21 protein-coding genes are annotated in these 21616 nt (G+C 60.6%); 1 reads left to right on the forward strand and 20 read right to left on the reverse strand.

All coding sequences use genetic code 11. From position 1 onward, the window contains the following. Nucleotides 1-12: 12 nt before the first annotated feature. The 15 genes from rfbG to C2L64_RS14005 all read right to left on the reverse strand — a co-directional run bounded on the left by rfbG (nucleotide 13) and on the right by C2L64_RS14005 (nucleotide 16080). On the reverse strand, nucleotides 13-1080 hold the full coding sequence (gene rfbG, locus C2L64_RS13935; RefSeq protein WP_090836459.1) for a CDP-glucose 4,6-dehydratase: 1068 nt from the start codon (nucleotides 1078-1080) through the stop codon (nucleotides 13-15). Then, nucleotides 1077-1850: a glucose-1-phosphate cytidylyltransferase gene (gene rfbF / locus C2L64_RS13940; RefSeq protein WP_090836371.1), complete on the reverse strand. Its 774-nt coding sequence runs from the start codon at nucleotides 1848-1850 to the stop codon at nucleotides 1077-1079. Before rfbF ends, rfbG begins: the two co-directional genes overlap by 4 nt. A gap of 623 nt (nucleotides 1851-2473) precedes the next feature. Next, on the reverse strand, nucleotides 2474-2971 hold the full coding sequence (locus C2L64_RS13945) for a class I SAM-dependent methyltransferase (RefSeq protein WP_208525965.1): 498 nt from the start codon (nucleotides 2969-2971) through the stop codon (nucleotides 2474-2476). Between the two features lie 251 nt (nucleotides 2972-3222). Further along, nucleotides 3223-3774 carry a D-glycero-alpha-D-manno-heptose-1,7-bisphosphate 7-phosphatase gene (locus C2L64_RS13950; protein ID WP_167449576.1) on the reverse strand — a complete coding sequence of 184 codons (552 nt, stop codon included), beginning with the start codon at nucleotides 3772-3774 and terminating at the stop codon, nucleotides 3223-3225. A 2-nt stretch (nucleotides 3775-3776) separates the two neighbouring features. Further along, on the reverse strand, nucleotides 3777-4481 hold the full coding sequence (locus C2L64_RS13955; RefSeq protein WP_090836375.1) for a nucleotidyltransferase family protein: 705 nt from the start codon (nucleotides 4479-4481) through the stop codon (nucleotides 3777-3779). Then, nucleotides 4478-5059, reverse strand: a complete 582-nt coding sequence (locus C2L64_RS13960; RefSeq protein WP_090836377.1) for a D-sedoheptulose-7-phosphate isomerase — start codon at nucleotides 5057-5059, stop codon at nucleotides 4478-4480. The genes C2L64_RS13955 and C2L64_RS13960 overlap by 4 nt, the downstream gene beginning before the upstream one ends. Beyond that, complete coding sequence (locus C2L64_RS13965; protein ID WP_079486689.1) at nucleotides 5056-6102, reverse strand: GHMP family kinase ATP-binding protein; 1047 nt, start codon at nucleotides 6100-6102, stop codon at nucleotides 5056-5058. Before C2L64_RS13965 ends, C2L64_RS13960 begins: the two co-directional genes overlap by 4 nt. Further along, entirely contained in the window at nucleotides 6095-9358 is a 3264-nt protein-coding gene (locus tag C2L64_RS13970; RefSeq protein WP_090836379.1) for a glycosyltransferase, read from the reverse strand. Before C2L64_RS13970 ends, C2L64_RS13965 begins: the two co-directional genes overlap by 8 nt. Further along, complete coding sequence (locus C2L64_RS13975) at nucleotides 9358-10740, reverse strand: ABC transporter ATP-binding protein (RefSeq protein WP_090836381.1); 1383 nt, start codon at nucleotides 10738-10740, stop codon at nucleotides 9358-9360. Before C2L64_RS13975 ends, C2L64_RS13970 begins: the two co-directional genes overlap by 1 nt. Then, on the reverse strand, nucleotides 10730-11533 hold the full coding sequence (locus tag C2L64_RS13980) for an ABC transporter permease (RefSeq protein WP_090836383.1): 804 nt from the start codon (nucleotides 11531-11533) through the stop codon (nucleotides 10730-10732). Before C2L64_RS13980 ends, C2L64_RS13975 begins: the two co-directional genes overlap by 11 nt. A gap of 52 nt (nucleotides 11534-11585) precedes the next feature. Beyond that, a complete protein-coding gene (rfbD, locus tag C2L64_RS13985) occupies nucleotides 11586-12479 on the reverse strand; it encodes a dTDP-4-dehydrorhamnose reductase (protein WP_090836385.1) in 894 nt (297 codons plus the stop codon). Then, complete coding sequence (gene rfbC / locus C2L64_RS13990; protein ID WP_090836387.1) at nucleotides 12476-13027, reverse strand: dTDP-4-dehydrorhamnose 3,5-epimerase; 552 nt, start codon at nucleotides 13025-13027, stop codon at nucleotides 12476-12478. The genes rfbD and rfbC overlap by 4 nt, the downstream gene beginning before the upstream one ends. Then, nucleotides 13012-13905, reverse strand: coding sequence for a glucose-1-phosphate thymidylyltransferase RfbA (gene rfbA, locus C2L64_RS13995; RefSeq protein ID WP_090836389.1), 894 nt, complete (start codon nucleotides 13903-13905; stop codon nucleotides 13012-13014). Before rfbA ends, rfbC begins: the two co-directional genes overlap by 16 nt. A 10-nt stretch (nucleotides 13906-13915) precedes the next feature. Continuing rightward, nucleotides 13916-14977, reverse strand: coding sequence for a dTDP-glucose 4,6-dehydratase (gene rfbB, locus C2L64_RS14000; protein WP_090836391.1), 1062 nt, complete (start codon nucleotides 14975-14977; stop codon nucleotides 13916-13918). A 200-nt stretch (nucleotides 14978-15177) separates the two neighbouring features. Further along, nucleotides 15178-16080 carry a GDP-mannose 4,6-dehydratase gene (locus C2L64_RS14005; protein ID WP_090836393.1) on the reverse strand — a complete coding sequence of 301 codons (903 nt, stop codon included), beginning with the start codon at nucleotides 16078-16080 and terminating at the stop codon, nucleotides 15178-15180. 342 nt (nucleotides 16081-16422) lie between these two features. On the opposite strand from C2L64_RS14005, the gene C2L64_RS14010 reads away from it, so the two are divergent. Further along, nucleotides 16423-17268 carry a symmetrical bis(5'-nucleosyl)-tetraphosphatase gene (locus C2L64_RS14010; RefSeq protein WP_090836395.1) on the forward strand — a complete coding sequence of 282 codons (846 nt, stop codon included), beginning with the start codon at nucleotides 16423-16425 and terminating at the stop codon, nucleotides 17266-17268. Between the two features lie 28 nt (nucleotides 17269-17296). On the opposite strand, the gene C2L64_RS14015 is transcribed toward C2L64_RS14010, so the two are convergent. From C2L64_RS14015 to ruvX, 5 genes are all read right to left on the reverse strand, one after another. Then, nucleotides 17297-18154: a lysophospholipid acyltransferase family protein gene (locus C2L64_RS14015; RefSeq protein ID WP_090836397.1), complete on the reverse strand. Its 858-nt coding sequence runs from the start codon at nucleotides 18152-18154 to the stop codon at nucleotides 17297-17299. Between the two features lie 49 nt (nucleotides 18155-18203). Continuing rightward, a complete protein-coding gene (locus C2L64_RS14020) occupies nucleotides 18204-19481 on the reverse strand; it encodes a dihydroorotase (RefSeq protein WP_090836399.1) in 1278 nt (425 codons plus the stop codon). 63 nt (nucleotides 19482-19544) lie between these two features. Then, complete coding sequence (locus tag C2L64_RS14025; RefSeq protein ID WP_090836401.1) at nucleotides 19545-20585, reverse strand: aspartate carbamoyltransferase catalytic subunit; 1041 nt, start codon at nucleotides 20583-20585, stop codon at nucleotides 19545-19547. Between the two features lie 83 nt (nucleotides 20586-20668). Next, nucleotides 20669-21181, reverse strand: a complete 513-nt coding sequence (gene pyrR / locus C2L64_RS14030; protein WP_090836403.1) for a bifunctional pyr operon transcriptional regulator/uracil phosphoribosyltransferase PyrR — start codon at nucleotides 21179-21181, stop codon at nucleotides 20669-20671. Next, entirely contained in the window at nucleotides 21168-21602 is a 435-nt protein-coding gene (ruvX, locus tag C2L64_RS14035; protein WP_090836405.1) for a Holliday junction resolvase RuvX, read from the reverse strand. The genes pyrR and ruvX overlap by 14 nt, the downstream gene beginning before the upstream one ends. Nucleotides 21603-21616: the final 14 nt, after the last annotated feature.

Raw genomic sequence — 21616 nt, forward strand, 5'->3', positions numbered from 1 at the left:
AATCTCTATCTTTCAATGCTGTACGAAGCGGTCAATCTGACTGAGAGAATAAGCGCGCATGTCTTCCGCGCGCGCTTCCGCCTTGTACCAGCTAACAATGTGTTCGAGTGCAAGACTGAGGTTCCAGCGGGGCTGCCAGCCCAGACGGGTGCGCGCCTTCGAACAGTCCAGCTTCAGGTAGGTTGCCTCGTGCGGGTGCAAATCGGTGTCGAGCGTCCAGTTCGCACCGTCGCCCCAATGTCGCACCATCTCATCAACAATGAACTCGACGGGGCGGGCGTCGGAATCGAATGGCCCGAAATTCCATGCGCCGTCAAATCGCGGCCCGTCGACGAACAAACGCTCCGCCAGCAACAGGTATCCCGCCAATGGCTCGAGTACATGCTGCCAAGGCCGAATCGCGTGCGGACTGCGCACCTTAACGGGCTCGCCTCGACTGATGGCGCGAACAATATCTGGAATGAGTCTGTCGGCAGCCCAGTCCCCGCCGCCGATCACGTTGCCCGCGCGCGCACTCCCAATAGCCACGCGATGTCGCTCAAACTGGGCGGGGTTGAAGAACGAGTTGCGATAAGCCGAAGTGACCAGTTCTGCACAGGCCTTACTGCTGCTATATGGGTCGTATCCCCCCATCGCTTCGTTTTCACGGTACCCCCACTCCCATTCACGATTCTCGTAGCACTTATCCGTGGTCACAATCACGGTCGCGCGGACCTTGTCGGACTGCCGAATGGCTTCAAGCAGGTTGACGGTGCCCATCACGTTCGTTTCGTACGTTTCGACGGGTGTAACGTACGATTGACGAACAAGCGGCTGTGCAGCCATATGAATCACGATCTCAGCGGCGCTATCCTTCAATGCATGATGCAAACCAGCAGCATCGCGAATATCGCCGATCAGCGAATCCATATCCTCGCCGATACGCGCGCACGTGTACAAATTTGGCTCCGGGTCCGGTGCGTGCGCATAGCCCGTCACGTGAGCGCCCATCGATTGCAGCCACAGCGTGAGCCACCCGCCCTTAAAACCGGTATGACCGGTCAGGAAGACGCGTTTGCCGCGCCAGAAAGACGCAGTCATGACCAGGTTTTCCAAGGTGCCTTGCCGCTCTGCCAGAGCGACTCGAGCAGATTTTTGTCGCGTAGCGTGTCCATCGGCTGCCAGAAACCGCTGTGTTCATAGGCCGACAATTGGTTGTCGCTCGCCAGTTTTTCCAACGGCCCCTTTTCCCAGACCGTCGAATCATCCTCAATTAGGTCGATGACTTTCGGAGAAAGGACGAAGAAGCCACCGTTGATCATTCCGCCATCACCTTTGGGCTTTTCACGGAACGAATGCACCTTGTGGTCACGAATGTCGAGCGCGCCAAAGCGGCCGGGCGGGTACGTGGCCGTCAACGTCGCGAGTGTCCGACTGCGTTTGTGATGCTCGATAAGATCCGCGATGTTGATATCGCTAACGCCATCGCCATAAGTGAAACAGAACGTCTCTTCGTCCTTGACGAAATTGCGCACGCGGCGCAGTCGGCCGCCCGTCATTGTGTTTTCGCCGGTATCGATAAGTGTCACGCGCCACGGCTCCGCATAGCGCTGGTGAACTTCCATCGAATTGGAACTCATGTCGAACGTCACATCCGACAAATGCAGAAAATAGTTCGCAAAGTACTCTTTGATGACGTAGCCCTTATAACCGCAGCAGATCACGAAATCGTTAATACCGTACGTCGAATAAATTTTCATGATGTGCCACAGGATCGGCTTGCCTCCGATCTCGATCATCGGCTTCGGTCGATTGATCGTGTCCTCCGAAATGCGGGTGCCAAGCCCGCCGGCAAGAATGACTGCTTTCATCAAAGCCCCTTTGTGCTTACCGCATGCCTCGGCATGCAAGAGTCGTTTCGTTCACCACCACGATCGAGCGCGCGATGATGAATTGTGTTGCGTATCGCAGCACGAACCGCTGCATGTTCCGTATGCCGAGGCCATTTGCCCATATGGCAGGGAGCAAAAAACGTGCAAATTTCAACAGCCGCCACAAAAAGCGATTATATAACGCTCAGGTAATGAGACCCAGCAAATCCGGTTTGGTGATAGAACAGGTTGACTGGGGAATGACAGGATGTCAAATTAGGGTGAAACACGCATTGTGACGCGGCACTATCCACCTTAAACACGCTCGCAACGCACATCGTGTACGCGACGTGACTGTAGGTCGATGGAAATACCCACGACAGAACGGGCACACCCCGCACAGGAATCAGCGTCACCAACATGGTTAGCGCCGCCACCATAACAAGCCGACGCTGCGAAATGGGACCGATTGTTCCACGATCGCCATAGGCAGCCTAGGCGCTTCCATTACACTCGTCTGGTTTGAAGCTTCCAAAAAACGAACGCCCATATGCGCTCGAGTTCGATAAGGCAACGTGTCCCGTCGCCTCATCACGTCGTGCATCACGGCAAAGCCAGAACAATCAATTCTTCTGCGCGAGAAACGCGGTCGCAGCAGGATATTCAACTGCGAAGATTTTTACGTTATCGAATCCAGCGACCATCAGATACGTCCAGGCGTCCACACCAAACTCGCTTTGCATGACGAAGTCGTATCCGGAAGTCGCCGGATTACCGTGGTAGCTGTGCTTCAGTCCTTGCCTATTTCGAGTCATTCGACCATCGATGACGGGCACCGTCATACACAGCGCACCGCCCGGCTTCAGCACGCGTCGACATTCAGCCAGCGCATGCACGGGATTTTCCACATGTTTGAGGGTGTCTGAATGCACAACGATATCGAACGAGGCGTCGGCATATGGCATCGCGTGCATGTCGACCTCTGGATAGGCACCGAATACATAGCCCGGAAATTTGCGCAGCACGGGACTAAGACTACCCGCTTCGTTGATCTCCAGAATCGCGAGGTGCCGGGCTCGCTCGAGTGTTGGCAGATCGTTCAGTAGCGAGTCCGTACCCATTGCCGCGCGACGAGCGTTGGAGAGCGCGATCGAGCGCAGGTTAGCGCCACAGGCGTTACATGTTTCTCCTGTTGGCGGTTCACATAAGCCGCCTCGGCGCTCGACAATTGCCAATCATTGACGAGTTCGCCCCACAGAACGGTCTTGGGACTAAAACTCTCGCCGCCGCAAACGCTGCATTTCATCGTAACCCCTTGTCGCGTCGCACTTGCGCCGCGCTTAAACTTCGCGGTTCAGTAATCCAACTATCTTTACAGCCAGTGAAGACTGGTCGCCACTTCGCTTAATTCGACGATGGGCAAGTAGTCATCGTGACCGGAAGTTTGACGCGCTTCGCCGATTAGAAATCGATGCCTTATACCGGCCGCCTTTGCAGCCTCCGTGTCGGTGACCGAATCACCGACCATCGCAGAGACCGCGAGGTCAATGCCATGTTCTGCCGCAGCTCTGAGCAACATCCCCGGCTGCGGCTTCCTGCACTCGCATGAAATCCTGTAGCTGCCGACTCCAGCATCCGGATGATGCGGACAGTAATAAACCTGCGTAATCGGCGCCCCCTCATCCGCGAACTGACCCATCATCCAGTCGGTGAACCCGGCAAACGTCTCCTCGGTGTAATACCCACGAGCGATCCCCGCCTGGTTCGTCACGACGAACACATCAAACCCTGCGCGGCGCGCGCGACGCACCAGCTCAAAAATCCCCGGCAAGAAAACACAATCTTCCTTGCGGTGCAGATAACCAATATCAACATTGATCACGCCATCGCGATCCAGGAACAGCGCAGGCTTCTTTGCGCTCATGTTCAAGCCACCATTTTCGGCACGAGCGTCTGCGCTAGCGCGTAGTCATCCGGCACGCCGATGTCGATCAGCTGGCTCACCGCCGGCACTGCACTCACGCGCAATTCCGCCAGATGCGCATGCAGGAAATCCTGCTCGAACGAGAACTTCTCCGGCAACGCATAGCGCTTCAGCGCGTCCCGCTTGACGAGATACACGCCTGCATTGATGAAGCCAGCGCCCGTCTGCCCTTTCTCGCGGAAAGCCGTCACACGGCGCACAGACGTGGCGTCGAAATCAACTGCACCATACCGTGCGACGTCGTCGAGTTTGGCAACCGCCATCGCGAGATCGACATCGGACGCAGTCGCCGAGCGCAGTTCGGCAAACTCGACGATCGCCATCGTGTCCCCGTTGAGGACGAACGCCTCTTCGCCGCCGATCGCATCGAACGCCTTCGCGATCGCGCCGCCCGTGCCGAGCGGTTCGTCTTCGACCACGTAATGCACGTTCAACGCGCCGAACTTCGCGCCGAAGTACGCTTCGATCACTTCACGCTTGTAGCCGACAGACAGGTACACGTCACCGATTCCCTGCTGCTCAAGACGCCGCAGCACCCACCAGAGAAACGGCTTGCCCGCCACTTCCGCCATCGGTTTGGGCAGATCGGGCACCACCGAACGCAGCCGCGTGCCGAAGCCGCCCGCCAGAACGATTGCCGGAATCATGTGCGCGGGAAAATGCTGGATTCGACGAGCGCGCAGACGATATGGCCGAGCAGGATGTGACCTTCCTGAATCTTCGGCGTTTCGCGCGACGGCACTTCGATGCAAACGTCAGCCAGCTCGGCCATTGCATTGCCACTCGCGCCGGTGAAGCCGGCCACGTAAAGGCCGTTCTTGCGCGCTTCGTGCATCGCGGCGAGCACGTTCGGCGACTTGCCCGAGGTCGAAATGCCCCAGAAGATGTCGCCCTTCCTGCCGACTGCCTGGACCTGGCGCGAGAACAGCTTCTCATAGCCGTAGTCGTTGCCGATCGCCGTCATCACCGACGTATCCGTCGTCAATGCAAATGCCGGCAGGCCCGGACGATCGTAGTTGAAGCGGCTCACGAATTCGCCCGCGATATGCTGGGCGTCAGCAGCGCTGCCGCCGTTGCCGGCGATCAGCACCTTGTTGCCTGCATTCAGCGCGTCAACGATCGTTTGCGCGAAACCCGCGACCTTGTCGAGCAGCTTGCCGTCGGCGTGAATCGCGTTGAAGATTTCGATTGCCTTCGAGATTTCCGTGCGAATAGTGTCCTTCATTGCGTCCTCCAGGAATATGCACCGTGCTCGGTGAAATTGCAGGTAAATACCTGGCCATTGAATTTTTCCAACGCGCGAATCACGTTCGGGCGCTTCGTCGGATCGACGACGAACATCATGAACCCGCCACCGCCGGCGCCTGATACCTTCCCCGCCAGCGCGCCTGCCGCAATCGCGGCGTCATAGATCGCATCGATGCTCGAGTTGCTGATGCTCGTTGCCATCAATTTCTTCGATGCCCACGACAGTCGCATCGATTCGGCAAAGCTGGCGAAATCGCCCTTCAACACCGCTTCTTTCATGCGGGTGGCTTCCTGCTTCACACGGTGTAAGGCGTCGAGCGACGTGTTGTTGCCGCTCTTCACGCTATCCGTCTGTTGCTGGATGATCTTCGCGGACTCGCGCGACACACCCGTATAGAACAGCACCAGCGACGATTCGAGTTCGGCGCGAATCGATTGCTTGATACGCAACGGGTTCACGATCACGCGATCGCCATAGAACTCCATGAAATTGAAGCCGCCGAACGCCGCCGCGTACTGATCCTGCTTACCGCCCGCAAAGGCGAGATCGACACGCTCGATGTCATACGCCAGATGCGCGATATCGTATTCGCCCAGGGGGATCTGCAGATATTCGGCGAACGCATGCACGAGCGCGACCACCATCGTCGACGAAGAACCCAACCCCGATCCCGGCGGCGCTTCAGAGTGCGTCGTCACCGTGACGGCGAGCGGACGGCCGTCGTTGTAGTCGCGGACGATTCGGTTATAAACGCCAACGTGCAACTCGAGTCCCTTGACGAGTTCGAGCTTCGCGCTCGAAGCGCCCGACCACTGGATCGAATTGTCTGCAGCAACGAGTTCGATCGTTTCGTCGTCGCGCGGCATGATGGTCGCGTAGGCAAATTTGTCGATCGTCGCGTTCAGAACGAGGCCACCGAAATCGTCGGAATACGGCGACACATCGGTGCCGCCGCCAGCGAGGCCCAATCGCAGCGGCGCGCGGGCGCGCACGGTTCCGGGTGTGTAAGTGTTAGCCATGTGTTGATTCAACCTTTCTGTCCATGTCCTGTGCGAAGACTGCGCGGATCGCGTCGCTCGAGAAGTTGGCCGCGACGTACTCGCGCCCCGCGTCCGACACGGCGAACCAGCGCTCGTCATTGCGCAGCAGTTCGATCACGCAATCGGCCAGCGCGGCGGGATCGTCGGAGATCGGCAGGAATGCGTCTAGGCCAGGCATGCCTTGCACGCCGACCGATGTCGTCACGAGCGGCGTGCCGAAGTTCATCGCTTCAACCACCTTGTTCTTCACGCCTGCGCCGAAGCGCAACGGCACGATCGCCACGCGCGCAAGGTCGTACAGTTCCGCGAGACGCGCGTCGCTAACGTAGCCAGTCACGTTGACGGACGGACCAGCGAGCGCCTTCACCTCGTCGGTGGGATTGGAGCCGACCAGCATCAGGTGGACATCCGGCAGCGCGCTCCTGATGCGCGGAAGGATCTCGCTGACCAGCCACTTCGCTGCGTCCACATTCGGCGGATGGCCAAAGCCCGCAACGAAGATGATGTGCTTCCGCTCGCCAAGGGTGGCACCCATATCGGTTCGCGGACGACGTTCGAAAAAATACGGCGGCAAGGTGCGTGCGTTGACCTTAGGCGCCATCTGCAGCACCGTGTCGGTCTCCGCTTGTGACGGGTAATAGATCACATCGACGGCATTCCAGACGGCCATTTCTCGCGACTTCTCGGTCTCGGCCTGGCGCAGCAGTTTCTGATTGCCGGACACTTCGAACTCTTTTTGCAGGCGTGCAAAATGAAGATCGTGGCCGTAATAGAGCAGCTTCGTATTAGGCCGGAATTTGCGCAGCGGCTTGATGAACGATTCACTCACATGCGGACGGTTCAGCAGCACGTAGTCGAGCCTGAGATCGGTCTTTTCCAGCCACGCGTCAAAGCCGTCGAGGAACTCCGGGCCGTAGAAAACTTCGACGCCCATCTGCTGCAGCGGCCGCACGTAGGCCTCGTCGTACCACAGGTTCTGCGGCCAGAACTTTACGTTCAGGCCCATTTCCAGCAACACGCGAATGAAGCAGACGACCGAGCGCGAACCGGCATCGCGGTCCGGTTGAGGCACGTAGTGATCGACGATCAGAACGGTCTGCTGGTCTGCCGAGCGCTCCGATGCGGCCGCAACGTTCGTGCCGTTATCGAAATGCTGCGATTCCAGCACGCTGCGCCAGCGTTCATGGAACTTCTTCTGGTTCTCGACCTGATACGCCTTCACGCCCGAAGCCGTGTCGGTGCCGTTAGAGATGCCTTCGTAATGAACAATGACGGACGCCGGCTGGTAATAGAGCTTCTTGCCCGCCTGACGCACCTTGAACGCAAGGTCCGAGTCTTCGCAATACGCGGGCACGTACAGTTCGTCGAAGCCACCCAGCTTGTCGAAGAAATCGCGCTTGATCAGCAGCGACGCGCCCGACGCATAGTCGGTTTCGCGCACGTAGTTGTAGCGGCTCTTCGACGCGTCGTCGAGACGCCCGTAATTCCACGCGGACGCATCCTTCCACAGGATGCCGCCCGCCTCCTGCAGGCGCCCGTCCGGATAGACCAGCTTCGAGCCGACCATGCCACAGTCGTTACGCGATTCGAAGACGGCGAGCATCGTGTCGAGCCAGCCGGGCGTCACTTCCGTGTCGTTGTTCAGGAAGTAGACATACTCGCCACGCGCATGGGTCGCCGCGTAGTTGCAGCAGCGCACGAACCCCAGATTCCTCGGATTCTCGATGAAGCGAAGGCCCGGAATCTCCTTCATGCGCAGGATGTTCGCGTCGCCCGACACGTCTTCGGCGACGATCACTTCGATCGGCGCGGCCGGCATATGCTCGGCAATCGAACGCACGCACGACAGCGTGTGCGGCAGGTTTCCGTACGTCGGAATGACCACTGATACGCGCGGGTTCGCAACTTCGGGCAGGCTCAAACCGGCGATGACTTCGTCGGCCTTCTCGATCGCGATGGGACCGCGGCCGAGAATCTGCGGCAAGGGCTGGCCCTTGCGCTTCCATGTTTCGTAGTAGACGACGCCTTCGAACAGCGGGCCGGCGACGCGGAACACCATTTCCGCTAGACGCGCCTTTCCGCGCGGGCTGAACGGCAGCGTGCGATATGCCGTGTAACCCCACCGCTTGGCGTATGGGCGCAGCTTCTGCACATACGGTCCAATGTCGCCGCGCGCGAGGCGGGTGACGATACGCAGTGGACGCGTGATTCGCCACGAGGTCGAATTGTGCATCGCCATCAGTTCGGCCTGGAGTACGCCGATGGCTTCCTGAAGTTCATCGAGTTCGTGGCGCATGCCTTCGTATCGACGGTTCAGAATGGCATGAACTTGACCAGGCACGCGGTTGGTCATCGACTCCTTCAAGCCCTGCAATTCGGCGTCGAGGGAAAGAGCCCACTGCGTGCGCTCCTCGAATTCTGCCTGCAGCTTGCGGATGACTTCGTCGCGCGCTTCGATTTCGATGGTTTGCCGCGTCGCCCATGCAATGACCTCGTCCTGGCGCGCATGGAGATCGCTGCCCTGCTCGAAGAACACGGACGAATGGAGTTGCGGCAACGTGCCGCCTTCCTTGAAACACACCGCCAGAAAGTACATCACCCCATCGAGATGGGGCGTACGCACGTCAACGACATCGCCTTCGAGCGTCAGCGCGGAATAGCTCGCATCGGAGCCTTCCGTCGGCAAAATGATCGAACTCGTCGCAAGCCGCTGCCCGTAATATTTGACGGCAGCAAAATGGCGCTTGACGAGCGCATCCAGTTCGTCGAAGTACAGTTCCTTGACGTGAAATTCGTTGTGGAAATTCCGGTCGTCCGAATAGACCTTCTTGTTCGGCGACGACAGAATCAGAAATCCGCCCGGCTTCAGAACGCGGTGAATCTCCGACAACATTTCTTCATGCAGCGTCAGATGCTCCAGTGTCTCGAACGACACCACGGCGTCGAACGTAGCATCCGGAAGCGGAATTTCCGCCGCGCTACCCTGCCGGAAAGACAGATTCGCAACGTGGCCATAGCGTCCCGTCGCGTGTTCAACGGCTTCGTCGGAGATATCAACGCCCGTTACCGATTCAGCGTACTTCGACAGGATGTTCGAGCCATACCCTTCACCGCACGCGATATCGAGTACCTTCAGGCCCTTCAGCGCCTGCGCGGCCCATCCATAGCGGTGCCAATGCTCGTAGCGGATGTCGCCGGCTTCCGTTGGTATATAGCGTTCACCAGTGAATTCCATCAGACCATTGACCTCTCTTTTTCTACACCGATCCGCAGCATCGGAATGCCGACCAGACCATGCCGCATCGTGCTGTCGACGGTACGAAATTGCAGCGCATCGTGGACCCAATGCTGCTGCGTGTGATCGTCCTGCGTACCTGACGCCACGGCTGCGTCGATCGAATACGCACCCACGGGCAAGATCGGCATACGAAACTGGAACGTGGCGCGGAACACATCGTCCGGCTGTCCGTCCACCATGTCTTCGTACGCCAGATGTGTGTTGTCGCCGAACAGACGCTGCCCCAGGCGATCTTTCAGATAGAAGCCGAAGATCAGTCCCGTCAACGCGCTGTTTACTTCGATCTTCAGTTCGAGCGTCACCAGTTCACCGCCTTGCAGCAACTGAGCCTTGTGTCCATCGTCGTCCAGCAGCGCAACGTCCACCACTCTCGCGCCGCCTGCGCCGAATTCCCCGGCATGCGCATCCGGATCGAACTCGAATACACGGATCTGATTCACCGCGCGCAGTTGTTCGATGCGCGGATCGATGACGTCGGAAGCAACCATCTTCGCGCGCACCCGCTCCGCCTTGGCTGCCGTCACCGTCACGCCCTGCGCCTTCCGATCCAGCACATGCTGCTCGGCCAGATAAGCCTCGACGACTTCCTTCGCCGGCCCATCCAGCCGCACGGAGCCGCGATCGAGCCAGACCGCGCGCGAGCACAGGCTCGTGACCGCGCCGACATCGTGACTGACGAACAGCAACGTCCCGTTCTTCTGAAACTCCCGCAAAAAGCGCATGCACTTCTGCGTAAAGCGTACGTCACCGACAGACAGCGCTTCGTCGACGACCAGCACATCGGCATCGACATGCGCGGCAATCGCAAACGCGAGACGCACATACATCCCGCTCGAATACGTCTTGACGGGCTGCGACACGAAATCCCCGATCTCGGCGAATTCGATGATCGACTTGTAGCGCTCCTTGAGCTGCGCTTCCGTCAGCCCGTAGAGCATCCCGCTCAGAAATACATTTTCCTCGCCGGTAAACTCAGGGTTGAAGCCCGCACCCAGTTCGAGCAACGCGGCAATACGCCCACGGCGCAGAACTTCGCCTTGCGTCGGCGACAACGTCCCACACACCAGTTGCAGAAACGTCGACTTTCCCGACCCGTTCTGTCCGATGATTGCCACCGTCTCGCCGACGCCAACCTGCAGATTGACATCGCGAAGCGCCCAGAACTCACGAAAATACTCCTTCGGCCGGCGACCGACGAGGCGCGAAAGGCGCGGTAAGACCATCTGCTTGAGACGGTCTTGCGGCGCCGCATAGATTTCGTATCGCTTGCCGAGGCCATGTACCTCGACAGCGGTTTGCCTGACGCTGTCAGAGCACATCGGCGAACCCCTTACGCGTTTTCTGGAACCACAACAACCCCAGTGACGCGATCACGTAGGCAACGACAGAATAAATCAGCAATCCGACCCAGTTGACTTGACCGCCCCAGATCGCGACAGTACGGAACTGATCAATCACGAAAGTCAGCGGATTCAGCATGATAACGGCTTGCAGCTTCGGCGGTACCGAACTCAGCGGATAGAAAACAGGCGCCATGAACATCAGCAGCGACGAAACAATGCCCATCACCTGCCCCAGGTCCCGCATAAACACGCCGAACGACGCGAGGAACCACACGAGGCCCGCAATCAGCACCATGAACGGCAACAAGATGACGGGCACGAACACCACCGTCCATGGAATATGCCCCTGCCACACGAAGATGGCGACAAGCAGAATGAGGAAGGCCACGAGCATGTGAAACAACGCCGTTCCAATCGCGATCCACGGCAGCGTTTCGAGCGGGAAAACGACCTTCTTGACGTAGTTCGGATTACCGACAACGAGCATCGGCGCTCGCGTCAGGCATTCAGAAATGAGGTTGTGCGACAGCACGCCCACGAACATCACGACCGCGAACTCGATGTGCGAAGTCGACTCTGCACGCCAGCGCGACTTGAACACGAAGCCGAACACGAACGTGTAGATGCTCAGCATCAACAGTGGCGTGATGAACGACCAGAACAGGCCGAGGAACGAGCCCTTGTAGCGGCCCGCCACCTCGCGCTTTACGAACTGTACGATCAGCGGCCAGTTGTTGGTGAGCGAATATACGACTGCGAGCGGATGCATCAGCCGTTTCGTTGTTCCCAAGGGGGTGTCCATATTCGAATGTGACGCCGGATTAAAGCGAGAAGAGATCGTCGAGTGCCAGGGCGAGGCCATCTTGCCAGCACGCCCGGGTCAAACCGAACCGCCGATCGAAAGCGCCGTTGTCGAGCACCGAGTACTGGGGCCGACGAGCCGGTGTCGGATAAGCGTCGGAAGGAATCGGCTCCACGCGCGTCGTTTGCACGGGCACTTTGCCGGAGGCTCGGGCAGTATCGACGATCGCACAGGCAAAGCCATGCCAGGACGTCTCGCCCGCTGCCGTCATGTGATAAATGCCAGAACTGAAACTGCCCGCCGCGCGCTCACGCTGAGCCTGCGCAACGACATGCACCGTCAGATCAGCGATCATGCGCGCCGGTGTCGGCGTGCCGATCTGATCCGCGACGATGCGCAGCGTTTCCCGCTCGCCTGCGAGACGCAGCATCGTGCGCAGGAAGTTGCGGCCACGCGTTGCGTAGACCCACGTAGTACGCAGTGTCAGCCAGTCGCCACCTGCGGCCTCGATGGCCTGCTCGCCGGCGAGCTTGGTACGTCCGTAAGCATTCAACGGCGCAATCGCAGCGTCTTCACGGTAGGGTTCGCGGGCCGAGCCGTCGAACACGTAGTCGGTCGAATAGTGCAAAAACAGCGCGCCGTGCTTGCGCGCGGCTTCCGCCAGAACGCCGACCGATTCCGCGTTCACGCGATGCGCAAGCACCTCGTCCGTCTCCGCGTTATCAACTGCCGTGTAAGCTGCGGCGTTCACCACCGCGTGCGGTTGCACGTCCGCGACAAGTTGCGCCAGGGTCTCGGGCTTCGACAGATCGGCGCGCTCGCGGTCGCACGCAATGACGTCGCCGAGCGGCGACAGCGCGCGCCGGAGTTCCCAGCCGACCTGCCCGTTTCGCCCCGTCAAAAGAATTTTCACGCGTACACCTCGGCTTCACTCAACAGACGCCCGGCTGCGTCCTTCGCCGCGACTTGCGGCGCGCCGTCGACAGGCCACTCGATGCCAAGCGCCGGATCGTTCCACAGCAGGCTGCGCTCATGCTCGGGAAACCAGTAGTCGGTTGTCTTATAGAGGAACTCCGCGCTTTCTGACGTCACGCAAAAGCCATGTGCAAAACCCGGCGGCACCCACAACTGTCGCTGGTTTTCCGCGGACAGGACGACGCCCACCCACTTGCCGAAGTTTGGCGAACTTCTGCGGATATCGACTGCGACATCGAACACCTCACCCTCGACGACGCGCACGAGCTTGCCCTGCGCATGCTCGATCTGATAGTGCAGGCCACGCAGCACGCCCTTTGCAGAACGCGAATGATTGTCCTGCACGAACTGGACACTGCCATCCACCTTCTCCGCGAACTCGCTCGCGTTGAAGCTTTCGTAGAAGAAGCCGCGCGCATCGCCGAATACCTTCGGCTCGATGATCTTGACTTCAGGGAGCGCCGTGGCGGTTACCGTGATGGCCATGCAACTTGGTCCTTCGAAAGATTGAGCAAATATTGGCCGTACGCGTTCTTGGCAAGCGGCTTCGCCAGCTTCTGCAATTGCTCGTCGTCGATCCATCGGCGGCGGTACGCGATCTCTTCCGGACACGCCACCACCAGCCCCTGGCGCTTTTGCAGCGTCGCGATGAACGTAGCCGCCTCGATCAGCGAATCGTGCGTGCCCGTGTCGAGCCACGCGTAGCCACGGCCCATGATCTCGACGTCCAGCTTCTGCTGGGACAGATAGCGCGAGTTCACATCAGTGATTTCAAGCTCGCCGCGAGCCGAAGGCTTGATATCGGCAGCAATATCGCAAACTTGATTGTCGTAGAAGTACAGGCCCGTCACTGCATAGTTCGAGCGCGGTTTGGCGGGCTTTTCTTCGATCGACAGTGCGTGGAATTGCTGGTCGAACTCGACCACGCCATAACGCTCGGGATCGTGCACGTGATACGCAAACACGGTCGCGCCGTCGGTGCGCGCATTGGCGCGTTCCAGCTGCTTCGCGAGATCGTGACCGTAGAAGATGTTGTCGCCGAGAATCAGCGCCGATGGATCGTTGCCGACGAACTCACGGCCAATGATGAAAGCCTGCGCAAGGCCATCCGGCGACGGCTGCACCGCGTACTCGATATTCATGCCCCACTGGCTGCCGTCGCCCAGCATCGTTTCGAAGCGCGGCGTGTCTTCCGGCGTCGAAATGACCAGCACGTCGCGAATGCCCGCGATCATCAGTGTCGACAGCGGGTAATAGATCATCGGCTTGTCGTACACGGGAAGCAGTTGCTTTGACACGACGTGCGTGATCGGATAAAGCCGCGTGCCGGATCCGCCCGCGAGAATAATGCCTTTGCGCGCCATCGCTCCGCCCTCACGCGCGTTGCGCGTAGTTCGTTTCGACCCACTTACGGTACTCGCCCGAAGCGACCTCGTCGACCCACTCCTGGTTATCGAGATACCACTGCACCGTCTTCGCGAGACCCGTCTCGAACGTTTCGGCCGGCTTCCAGCCAAGCTCGCGCTCGAGCTTGCGCGCATCGATAGCATAACGGCGGTCGTGGCCCGGACGGTCCGTCACATAAGTGATCTGATCGCGATAGGAGCCCTGCGCCTTCGCACGCTTCTCGTCGAGAAGATCGCACAGCGTGTGCACGACTTCGAGGTTCTTCTTCTCGTTCCAGCCGCCGACATTGTATGTCTCGCCCGGCACGCCGCGCGCGAGCACTTCGCGGATTGCGCTGCAGTGGTCGCCGACATACAGCCAGTCGCGCACATTCTGACCGTCGCCGTACACGGGAAGCGGCTTGCCCGCGAGCGCGTTCGCGATCATCAGCGGGATGAGCTTTTCGGGGAACTGGTAAGGGCCGTAGTTGTTCGAGCAGTTGGTCGTCAACACGGGCAAGCCGTACGTGTGGTGATACGCACGCACGAGGTGGTCGGAGCCAGCCTTGGTGGCCGAGTACGGGCTGTTCGGCGCGTAAGGCGTCGTTTCGGAGAATTGCGGATCGGTCGCCGAAAGCGAGCCGAACACTTCATCCGTCGATACGTGCAGGAAGCGGAATGCCGCCTTGTCTGCATCGTTCCGCGCGTTCCAGTACGATCTTGCAGCTTCGAGCAACGTGAAGGTACCCACCACGTTGGTCTGAACGAAGTCCGCCGGCCCGTGGATCGAGCGGTCGACGTGGCTTTCGGCGGCAAAGTGCAGCACCGCGCGCGGCTTGTGTTCGGCGAAGAGTTTGTCCAGCGTGGCGCGATCGCAGATGTCGGCGCGCACGAACACATGGCGAGGATTGTCCTGTTGCGATTTCAACGTGCCCAGATTGCCCGCATAGGTGAGCTTGTCCAGATTGAGGACGGGCTCATCCGAGGTGTTCAACCATTCAAGCACGAAATTGGCGCCGATAAAGCCGGCACCGCCCGTTACCAGGATCATGGGATTCCTTCTTGAGATTTTCTTGGCCGAGTGGACCGCGTGCTTGGGGCGGCAGCGACCTGGCAATTATTGCCTGACCGGTCGGAACCGCCGGCAAAGCTGACCGGGCGTCACACGGGCGCACGTGGATACGTAACCGGCCATTATAAAGGTGTCGATGAGAAACACCAGCGGACTAACAAACCGAGACAGTTTGTAAATCAGGCGAGAGAAAGCATCCAGTCGATGGTGTCTTCAATGCCGATGGCCGGCATGTCGGGGACGACGCGATTCAGCCGTTTCGCCGAACCAACCAACACCTTGACCTCATTTTGACGGACGAAGGCGGGATTTACGCGCACTTCCAGATCGTGGCCGGACGCCTCGCGCACGATGTCGATGATGTCGGTGAGGGTCCGAGGACTGCCGCTGCAAACATTGAGCGTTTCGCCCGCAACAGGGGCTTCCAGCAGCGCCCGATACGCCCGCGACACCATCCGCACGTCTGAAAAATCGCGCGCAACGTTGATATTTCCCAACTCGATAAACGGTCGACGCCGCACAAAATGGGAAACGATTTTTGGAACCAGGAATCGCTCGGACTGCCCGCGCCCCGTGTAGTTGAAAGGCCGCGTAACAACGATCGGCAGCCGGTCGAACCACGTCCGCACCAGATGCTCCATCGCCAGCTTGCTCGCTGCGTAGTGATTAACAGGTGCAGCCGGCGCATTTTCGTCGACGACCCCTTCCGCGTTGCCGTAGATATTCGCGCTGCTCGCAATCAGGATCTTGCGCGGCTCGTGCCCGACGTCGACGCACGCCTGCAGCAGGTTCGTCGTGCCGATCACGTTGACGTTGTACATTTCCAACGGATCGTCGTGCGCGACGAAGCTGATCGCCGCCAGATGCACGATGAATTCAGGCTTCAGCTCGCCGATCAGGCGGCGGCAATCCTGCAGCGAAGTGATGTCGAGCGTGCGCTCACCGACCTGCGGATCGCCAGCCGTCGTGCCGATGACCTCATAGCCCGCGTCGGCGAGTTCTTCGCGCACGTAGGCACCAGTGAAACCGCTCGCTCCCGTGATGAGAACGCGGTGGATGACTGGCTGAGACGGATGCCGCAAATCCCTTCCTCCCTGATCTGAGCGCCTGTCGCGCTGGCAGCGGCCGATTATATCGGACGAATGAATCGGCCCCGTTCATTCGCCGGGGTCGTGGAAGGCTAGTTTGGCCGCCAGAAAATCATTCAAAAATCCGAAAAAAATCAAAATAATTCAACGCTTGGCGGGCGACACGGCGCGGCGACGCCAGCAACGTGCGCCGAGTCGGACGGACCGGGGATCGCGCGCTATCATGTCGCGTTGTGCAATGCAGCTTGCCTGCAGCAGCTTCGAACTCAATTCCGGGTGGATCGCGGCAGCCACACACGCCCGCCGCCACGCCCTTCGGACCACCACTTCTTGCCGATGACCGTTTCCACCAGCTCCCCTCCTCTCGCTTTCGGCGATCTGCAGGGCTGCCGTACCCAGTTCCAGCAACTTCTTGCGAAGGCTGCACCGCCCGCCGACGCGCCCCTCTGGTTCGCGGGCGACCTGATCAATCGCGGCGGCGAGTCGCTTGCGACGCTGCGCGACATCATCGCGCTGGGAAATCGCGCGGTGCCCGTGCTGGGCAATCACGACCTGCATCTGCTGTCGGTGTCGGCGGGAATCAGAAAGTCCAAGAAAGGCGACACGATCGATGAGATCCTCGCCGCGCCCGACGCCGAAGATCTGCTGCACTGGATCCGCCATCGTCCGCTCGTTCATTACGAGAACGGCATGCTGCTTGTGCACGCGGGCGTTCTGCCTCAATGGGACGTCGATCTGACGCTGGATCTCGCCGACGAGCTGCAACGCGCGTTGCGCGCGCCGACCTGGAAAGAGACGCTCGCGGGCCTGTATGGCAACGAGCCGAACCGCTGGAAGCCGAGCCTCAAGGGCATCAACCGGTTGCGCCTGACGTGCACCGCGCTCACGCGGATGCGCTTTTGCAATACCGATGGCGTGATGGACTTCTCATCGAGCGGCGGCGTCAATTCCGCGCCGTCGGGTTTCATGCCGTGGTTCGACGTGCCGGGGCGCAAAACCGAAGACATTACCGTCGTCTTCGGACATTGGGCCGCGCTCGGCTTGATGGTCCGCGACAATCTGATCGGACTCGATTCGGGCTGCGTGTGGGGCGAGCAGTTGTCGGCTGTCCGGCTGGCGCAGTCGCCCGCCGAACGCACGGTCACACAGGTGGAATGCGAAGGCTGCCGCGCCGTCGCATGAACGCGAAGAATCAAGGCTGACTGACGCGCTATGCGTGGCGCGTCATGTCGACGTCCGGATCGGCCAGCGGCTCTTGCGGATTTTTCGCTGCCGCTTCGGCATCGATGAACTGCTGCGTCCGGTCCGCGATCTGGCCGGAGCGTCGCGCCTCGGGATCCTGCAGCGCGGCGAGCGCCGCGCCAACGGAAGCCTGCGCCTCGGCCGCCAGCAAACGCCGATCGGCGCCCGGCGCGAGCGGCGCGCCGACATACACATGCGCCGTCAGCGGACCGCCGCGCAACAGCGCATCGAGCGACGCCCCAAGCGACAGCTCGCCGATATACGCCGGCGCAGTCGACTGACGGCCCTGCGCATCCTCGTACAACATGCAGACGGGCTGGACCGGCCGCGACGCCGACACCGCCGCCTGAAACATGTTCGCGTGAAACGGCAGCAGTTGAACGCCGTCGGACGTCGTGCCCTCCGGGAACACGCACATCAGTTCGCCCGCATTCAGCCGATCAGCGAGCTCATGCATGATGCGTTTCGCGTCGCTACGCCTCTCGCGCAGGATGAACACCGTGCCCAGTTGCTGCGCGAGCCAGCCGACAACGGGCCACTTGCGGACCTCCGCTTTCGACACGAACGGCGTGGGCCGCCACGCATTGATCACGTAAATGTCGATCCACGAAATGTGGTTCGCGACGACCAGCACGCCTTCATCGAGCCGCGCGCCATCGTTGTGAACGACGAGCCGCATGCCGCACAACTGCAGCATGCGCAGCGACCACGCGCGATTCATCTCCAGACGCTGTCGTGGCGTCGCGCGCGGGAAACGCGTCCAGACGACCCACATGCCGTGCAGTAGATGCAAAACCAGCCGAACCTTGCGAAACGCGAGCGTCATGTTGAGAGCTTCCGCTTATTTTCCAATTCTTTGCCGATGCCAAACGCGCTTAGCGCTGCTCGAACGCGACCTGGCCGGACACGACCGTCGCTCGCACGCGAGCCGGCAGCTCATAGCCGAGGAACGGCGTGTTGTGCCCCTGGCTCTTCAGCGCGCGCGGCTCGACGCGCCAATGGCCGTTACGGTCGAACACGCACAGGTCGGCCGTCGCGCCGGCCTCGATGCGGCCAGCAGGCAGCTTCAACACGCCAGCGGGCGCGGCCGTGATGCGGTTTAGCGCCTTCGCGAGCGGAACGCCCGCTTCGTCGGCCCACTTCACCGTGAGCGACAGCAGCAGTTCGAGCCCCGTCGCGCCCGGCGTCGCCTCAGCGAACGGCAGCAGCTTTTCGTCGTCGTCGACGGGCGTGTGATCCGAGCAGATCGCGTCGATCGTGCCGTCCAGCAGGCCCGCGCGAATCGCCTCGCGATCGCGCTGCGAGCGCAGCGGTGGATCGAGCCGGAATTGCGCATCGAAATAGCCGATGTCGATGTCAATCAGATGCACGTGATTGATCGTGACGTCGCAGGTCACGGGCAAGCCTTCCGCCTTCGCCACGCGCATGAGTTCGACGCCCGCGCCCGACGACAGATGCGACAGGTGCACGCGCGCGCCCGTCACGCGCACGAGTTCGAAGATCGTATGCAGCGCGATCGTTTCCGCCGACACGGGCACGCCCGACAGACCGAGGCGCGACGCGAGCGGACCGCTCGCCGCGACCCCGCCCTTCGCCAGATACGCATCCTGCGGACGCAGCCAGACGGTGTAGCCGTACGTGTTCGCGTACTGCAGCGCACGCAGCAGCACCTGCGTATCGATGATCGGCGTATCGGCCTGCGAGAAGCCAACGCAGCCCGACTCCGTCAGCGCGACCATCTCGGTGATGACCTGCCCCTTGAGGCCGACCGTCAGCGCGCCGAGCGGATACACGTGCGCCTGGTTCAAATTGCGCGCGCGGAACTTGAGCATTTCGACGAGGCCGGGTTCGTCGAGTACCGGATCGGTATCCGGCAGGCAGACGAGGCTCGTCACTCCGCCCGCGAGTGCGGCTGCCATTTCCGAGTTCAGCGTCGCCTTGTGTTCGTAGCCCGGCTCGCGCAGCCGCGCGGCCAGATCAACCAGGCCCGGCGCGATCGACAGGCCAGTGGCGTCGATCGTCTTCGCCGCCTGGAAATCCGCGGGTGCGGTGCCGAGCGCGACGATCTTTCCTTCCGCGATAAAAACGTCCTGCTGCTGTTCGGTGCCGGCTGCCGGATCGATCAGCGTACCGCCTTGAATATGAGTCTTCATGCGCTGCCTTTTGTGACTGCCTGTCTTTCATTGCCCGATTCGTATGCCCGATTCGTGCGCAGATCAATCGTTGTTGCCCGCGACGATGCCCATCACCGCCATGCGCACCGCGATGCCGAACGTCACCTGATTGAGAATCACCGACTGCGGCCCGTCCGCCACCTGCGAGTCGATTTCGACGCCGCGGTTCATCGGCCCCGGATGCATCACGATTGCGTCGGGTTTCGCGAGCGCGAGACGCTCGGGCGTCAGCCCCCAGCTCTTGAAGTACTCCTGCGCTGATGGCAGCAACGCGCCGCTCATCCGCTCGTTCTGCAGACGCAGCATGATGATGACGTCGACGTCCTTCAGCCCTTCGTCGAGGTTGTGGAATACACGCACGCCCATCTGCTCGAGACCGCCCGGCAGCAGCGTGCGCGGGCCGATCGCACGCACTTCGGGCACGCCGAGCGTGGTGAGCGCGTGAATATCGGAGCGCGCAACGCGCGAATGCAGAATGTCGCCGACGATCGCCACACGCAGATTCGTGAAATCCTTCTTGTAGTGACGGATCGTGTACATGTCGAGCAGGCCTTGCGTCGGGTGCGCGTGCCGGCCGTCGCCCGCGTTGATCACGTGCACGTGCGGCGCGCAATGCTCGGCGATCAGATACGGCGCGCCGCTCGACGCGTGACGCACGACGAACATGTCGGCATGCATCGCCGACAGGTTGTTGATCGTGTCGAGCAGCGACTCGCCCTTGCTCGTCGACGATGCGTTGATGTTCAGATTGATCACATCCGCCGACAGTCGCTTCGCGGCGATCTCGAAGGTGGTGCGCGTGCGCGTCGAGTTCTCGAAGAACAGGTTGAACACCGACTTGCCGCGCAACAGCGGCACCTTCTTCACCTCGCGGTCGGTTACGCTAACGAACTGCTCGGCCGTGTCGAGAATGTGATTGACGATCGCGCGCGGCAGGCCTTCGATCGTCAGCAGATGCTTCAGTTCGCCGTTCTTCGTGAGCTGCGGATTGCCCTTCAGGAAACCGTAGCGAAAACGGTCCGCTGGCGCGGCGTTATCGGTCGAAACGGTGGAACCTTGGGAAACCGGGTTGGGCGTGTTCATGGGTGTTCCTGAATCAGACTAGGGACTGCTTGTGCCGCTGGTCGTTACTGCGTTTCGGGGCTGAGCGAGCGTTGCGCACGCGCTCAATCCGCACGCGGCTCGGTGTGAAACGCGAGGCGATCGCCGTCGCGCGACAGCACGAGCGTCGAATTCGCCGGCACTTCGATCGTGCCGCCGACGAAGCGCGCCGTCACCGGCAGCTCGCGCCCGCCGCGATCGGCGAGCACCGCAAGTTCGACGGACGCGGGACGCCCGTAGTCGTACAGTTCGTTCAACGCAGCGCGCACGGTCCGGCCCGTGTACAGCACGTCGTCGACGAGCACGATGCGGCGGTTGTCGACTTCGAACGGCAACGAGGTCGGGCTGGCCTGCGTGTGCAAGCCTTTCTTCGCGTAGTCGTCACGATGCAGTGCGACATTGACGACGCCGAAGGTCGGCACGTTCAGGTCTTTGGCGAGACGCTCGGCCAGCCACGCGCCGCCACTATAGATGCCAGCGAGCACCGCGCCGTCCGGGCCACCCAGCGCGTCACCGTAGATGGCGCGAATCTGTTCGAGCAAGGCGCGATAGAGCGCCTCAGCGTCAATGGAGCTCATCGGAAAGTCCGTCCAGATATTGCTGAAGAATGATGGACGCGGCTTCGGCGTCAAGCATGCCGGCTTGCCTCGACCCACTGCGGATACCCGCTTCCGCCTCGACCGACGAATAGCGTTCGTCGACCCACGTGACAGGCAGATTGAAGCGCCCGTTCAGCTGGTTGCCGAAGCGCTTGGCGAGCTGGGTTCTTTCGTGCGGAGTGCCATCGGGATGCATCGGCAGGCCGACGACGAGCGCGTCGGGCTTCCATTCGTCGATCAGCTTGCCGACGGCTTCGAAGCGATATTCGCGATTGCGGTTTTGCAGCACGACGAGCGGCCGCGCGCTGCGGGTGAGCGAATTGCCGACGGCAACACCGATACGTTTTTCGCCATAGTCGAACGCGAGCAGCGTCGCTGCGCTTCCTCCCAGACTCCTCATTGAACGTTGCTCCC

Source organism: Paraburkholderia hospita, from assembly GCF_002902965.1.
GTDB lineage: Bacteria > Pseudomonadota > Gammaproteobacteria > Burkholderiales > Burkholderiaceae > Paraburkholderia > Paraburkholderia hospita.

What these genes read in the sequence shown, in the direction of transcription:
- C2L64_RS13945 (WP_208525965.1), bottom strand. Translation starts at nt 2,971, where the DNA reads ATGGGTACGGACTCGCTACTGAACGATCTGCCAACACTCGAGCGAGCC.
- ruvX (WP_090836405.1), bottom strand. Translation starts at nt 21,602, where the DNA reads ATGAGGAGTCTGGGAGGAAGCGCAGCGACGCTGCTCGCGTTCGACTAT.
- rfbB (WP_090836391.1), bottom strand. Translation starts at nt 14,977, where the DNA reads ATGATCCTGGTAACGGGCGGTGCCGGCTTTATCGGCGCCAATTTCGTG.
- C2L64_RS13975 (WP_090836381.1), bottom strand. Translation starts at nt 10,740, where the DNA reads ATGTGCTCTGACAGCGTCAGGCAAACCGCTGTCGAGGTACATGGCCTC.
- pyrR (WP_090836403.1), bottom strand. Translation starts at nt 21,181, where the DNA reads ATGAGCTCCATTGACGCTGAGGCGCTCTATCGCGCCTTGCTCGAACAG.
- C2L64_RS13955 (WP_090836375.1), bottom strand. Translation starts at nt 4,481, where the DNA reads ATGATTCCGGCAATCGTTCTGGCGGGCGGCTTCGGCACGCGGCTGCGT.
- C2L64_RS13950 (WP_167449576.1), bottom strand. Translation starts at nt 3,774, where the DNA reads ATGAGCGCAAAGAAGCCTGCGCTGTTCCTGGATCGCGATGGCGTGATC.
- rfbC (WP_090836387.1), bottom strand. Translation starts at nt 13,027, where the DNA reads ATGGCCATCACGGTAACCGCCACGGCGCTCCCTGAAGTCAAGATCATC.
- rfbG (WP_090836459.1), bottom strand. Translation starts at nt 1,080, where the DNA reads ATGACTGCGTCTTTCTGGCGCGGCAAACGCGTCTTCCTGACCGGTCAT.
- rfbA (WP_090836389.1), bottom strand. Translation starts at nt 13,905, where the DNA reads ATGGCGCGCAAAGGCATTATTCTCGCGGGCGGATCCGGCACGCGGCTT.
- C2L64_RS14025 (WP_090836401.1), bottom strand. Translation starts at nt 20,585, where the DNA reads ATGAACACGCCCAACCCGGTTTCCCAAGGTTCCACCGTTTCGACCGAT.
- rfbF (WP_090836371.1), bottom strand. Translation starts at nt 1,850, where the DNA reads ATGAAAGCAGTCATTCTTGCCGGCGGGCTTGGCACCCGCATTTCGGAG.
- C2L64_RS14015 (WP_090836397.1), bottom strand. Translation starts at nt 18,154, where the DNA reads ATGACGCTCGCGTTTCGCAAGGTTCGGCTGGTTTTGCATCTACTGCAC.
- C2L64_RS14010 (WP_090836395.1), top strand. Translation starts at nt 16,423, where the DNA reads ATGACCGTTTCCACCAGCTCCCCTCCTCTCGCTTTCGGCGATCTGCAG.
- C2L64_RS13980 (WP_090836383.1), bottom strand. Translation starts at nt 11,533, where the DNA reads ATGCATCCGCTCGCAGTCGTATATTCGCTCACCAACAACTGGCCGCTG.
- C2L64_RS14020 (WP_090836399.1), bottom strand. Translation starts at nt 19,481, where the DNA reads ATGAAGACTCATATTCAAGGCGGTACGCTGATCGATCCGGCAGCCGGC.
- C2L64_RS13965 (WP_079486689.1), bottom strand. Translation starts at nt 6,102, where the DNA reads ATGGCTAACACTTACACACCCGGAACCGTGCGCGCCCGCGCGCCGCTG.
- C2L64_RS13960 (WP_090836377.1), bottom strand. Translation starts at nt 5,059, where the DNA reads ATGAAGGACACTATTCGCACGGAAATCTCGAAGGCAATCGAAATCTTC.
- C2L64_RS13970 (WP_090836379.1), bottom strand. Translation starts at nt 9,358, where the DNA reads ATGGAATTCACTGGTGAACGCTATATACCAACGGAAGCCGGCGACATC.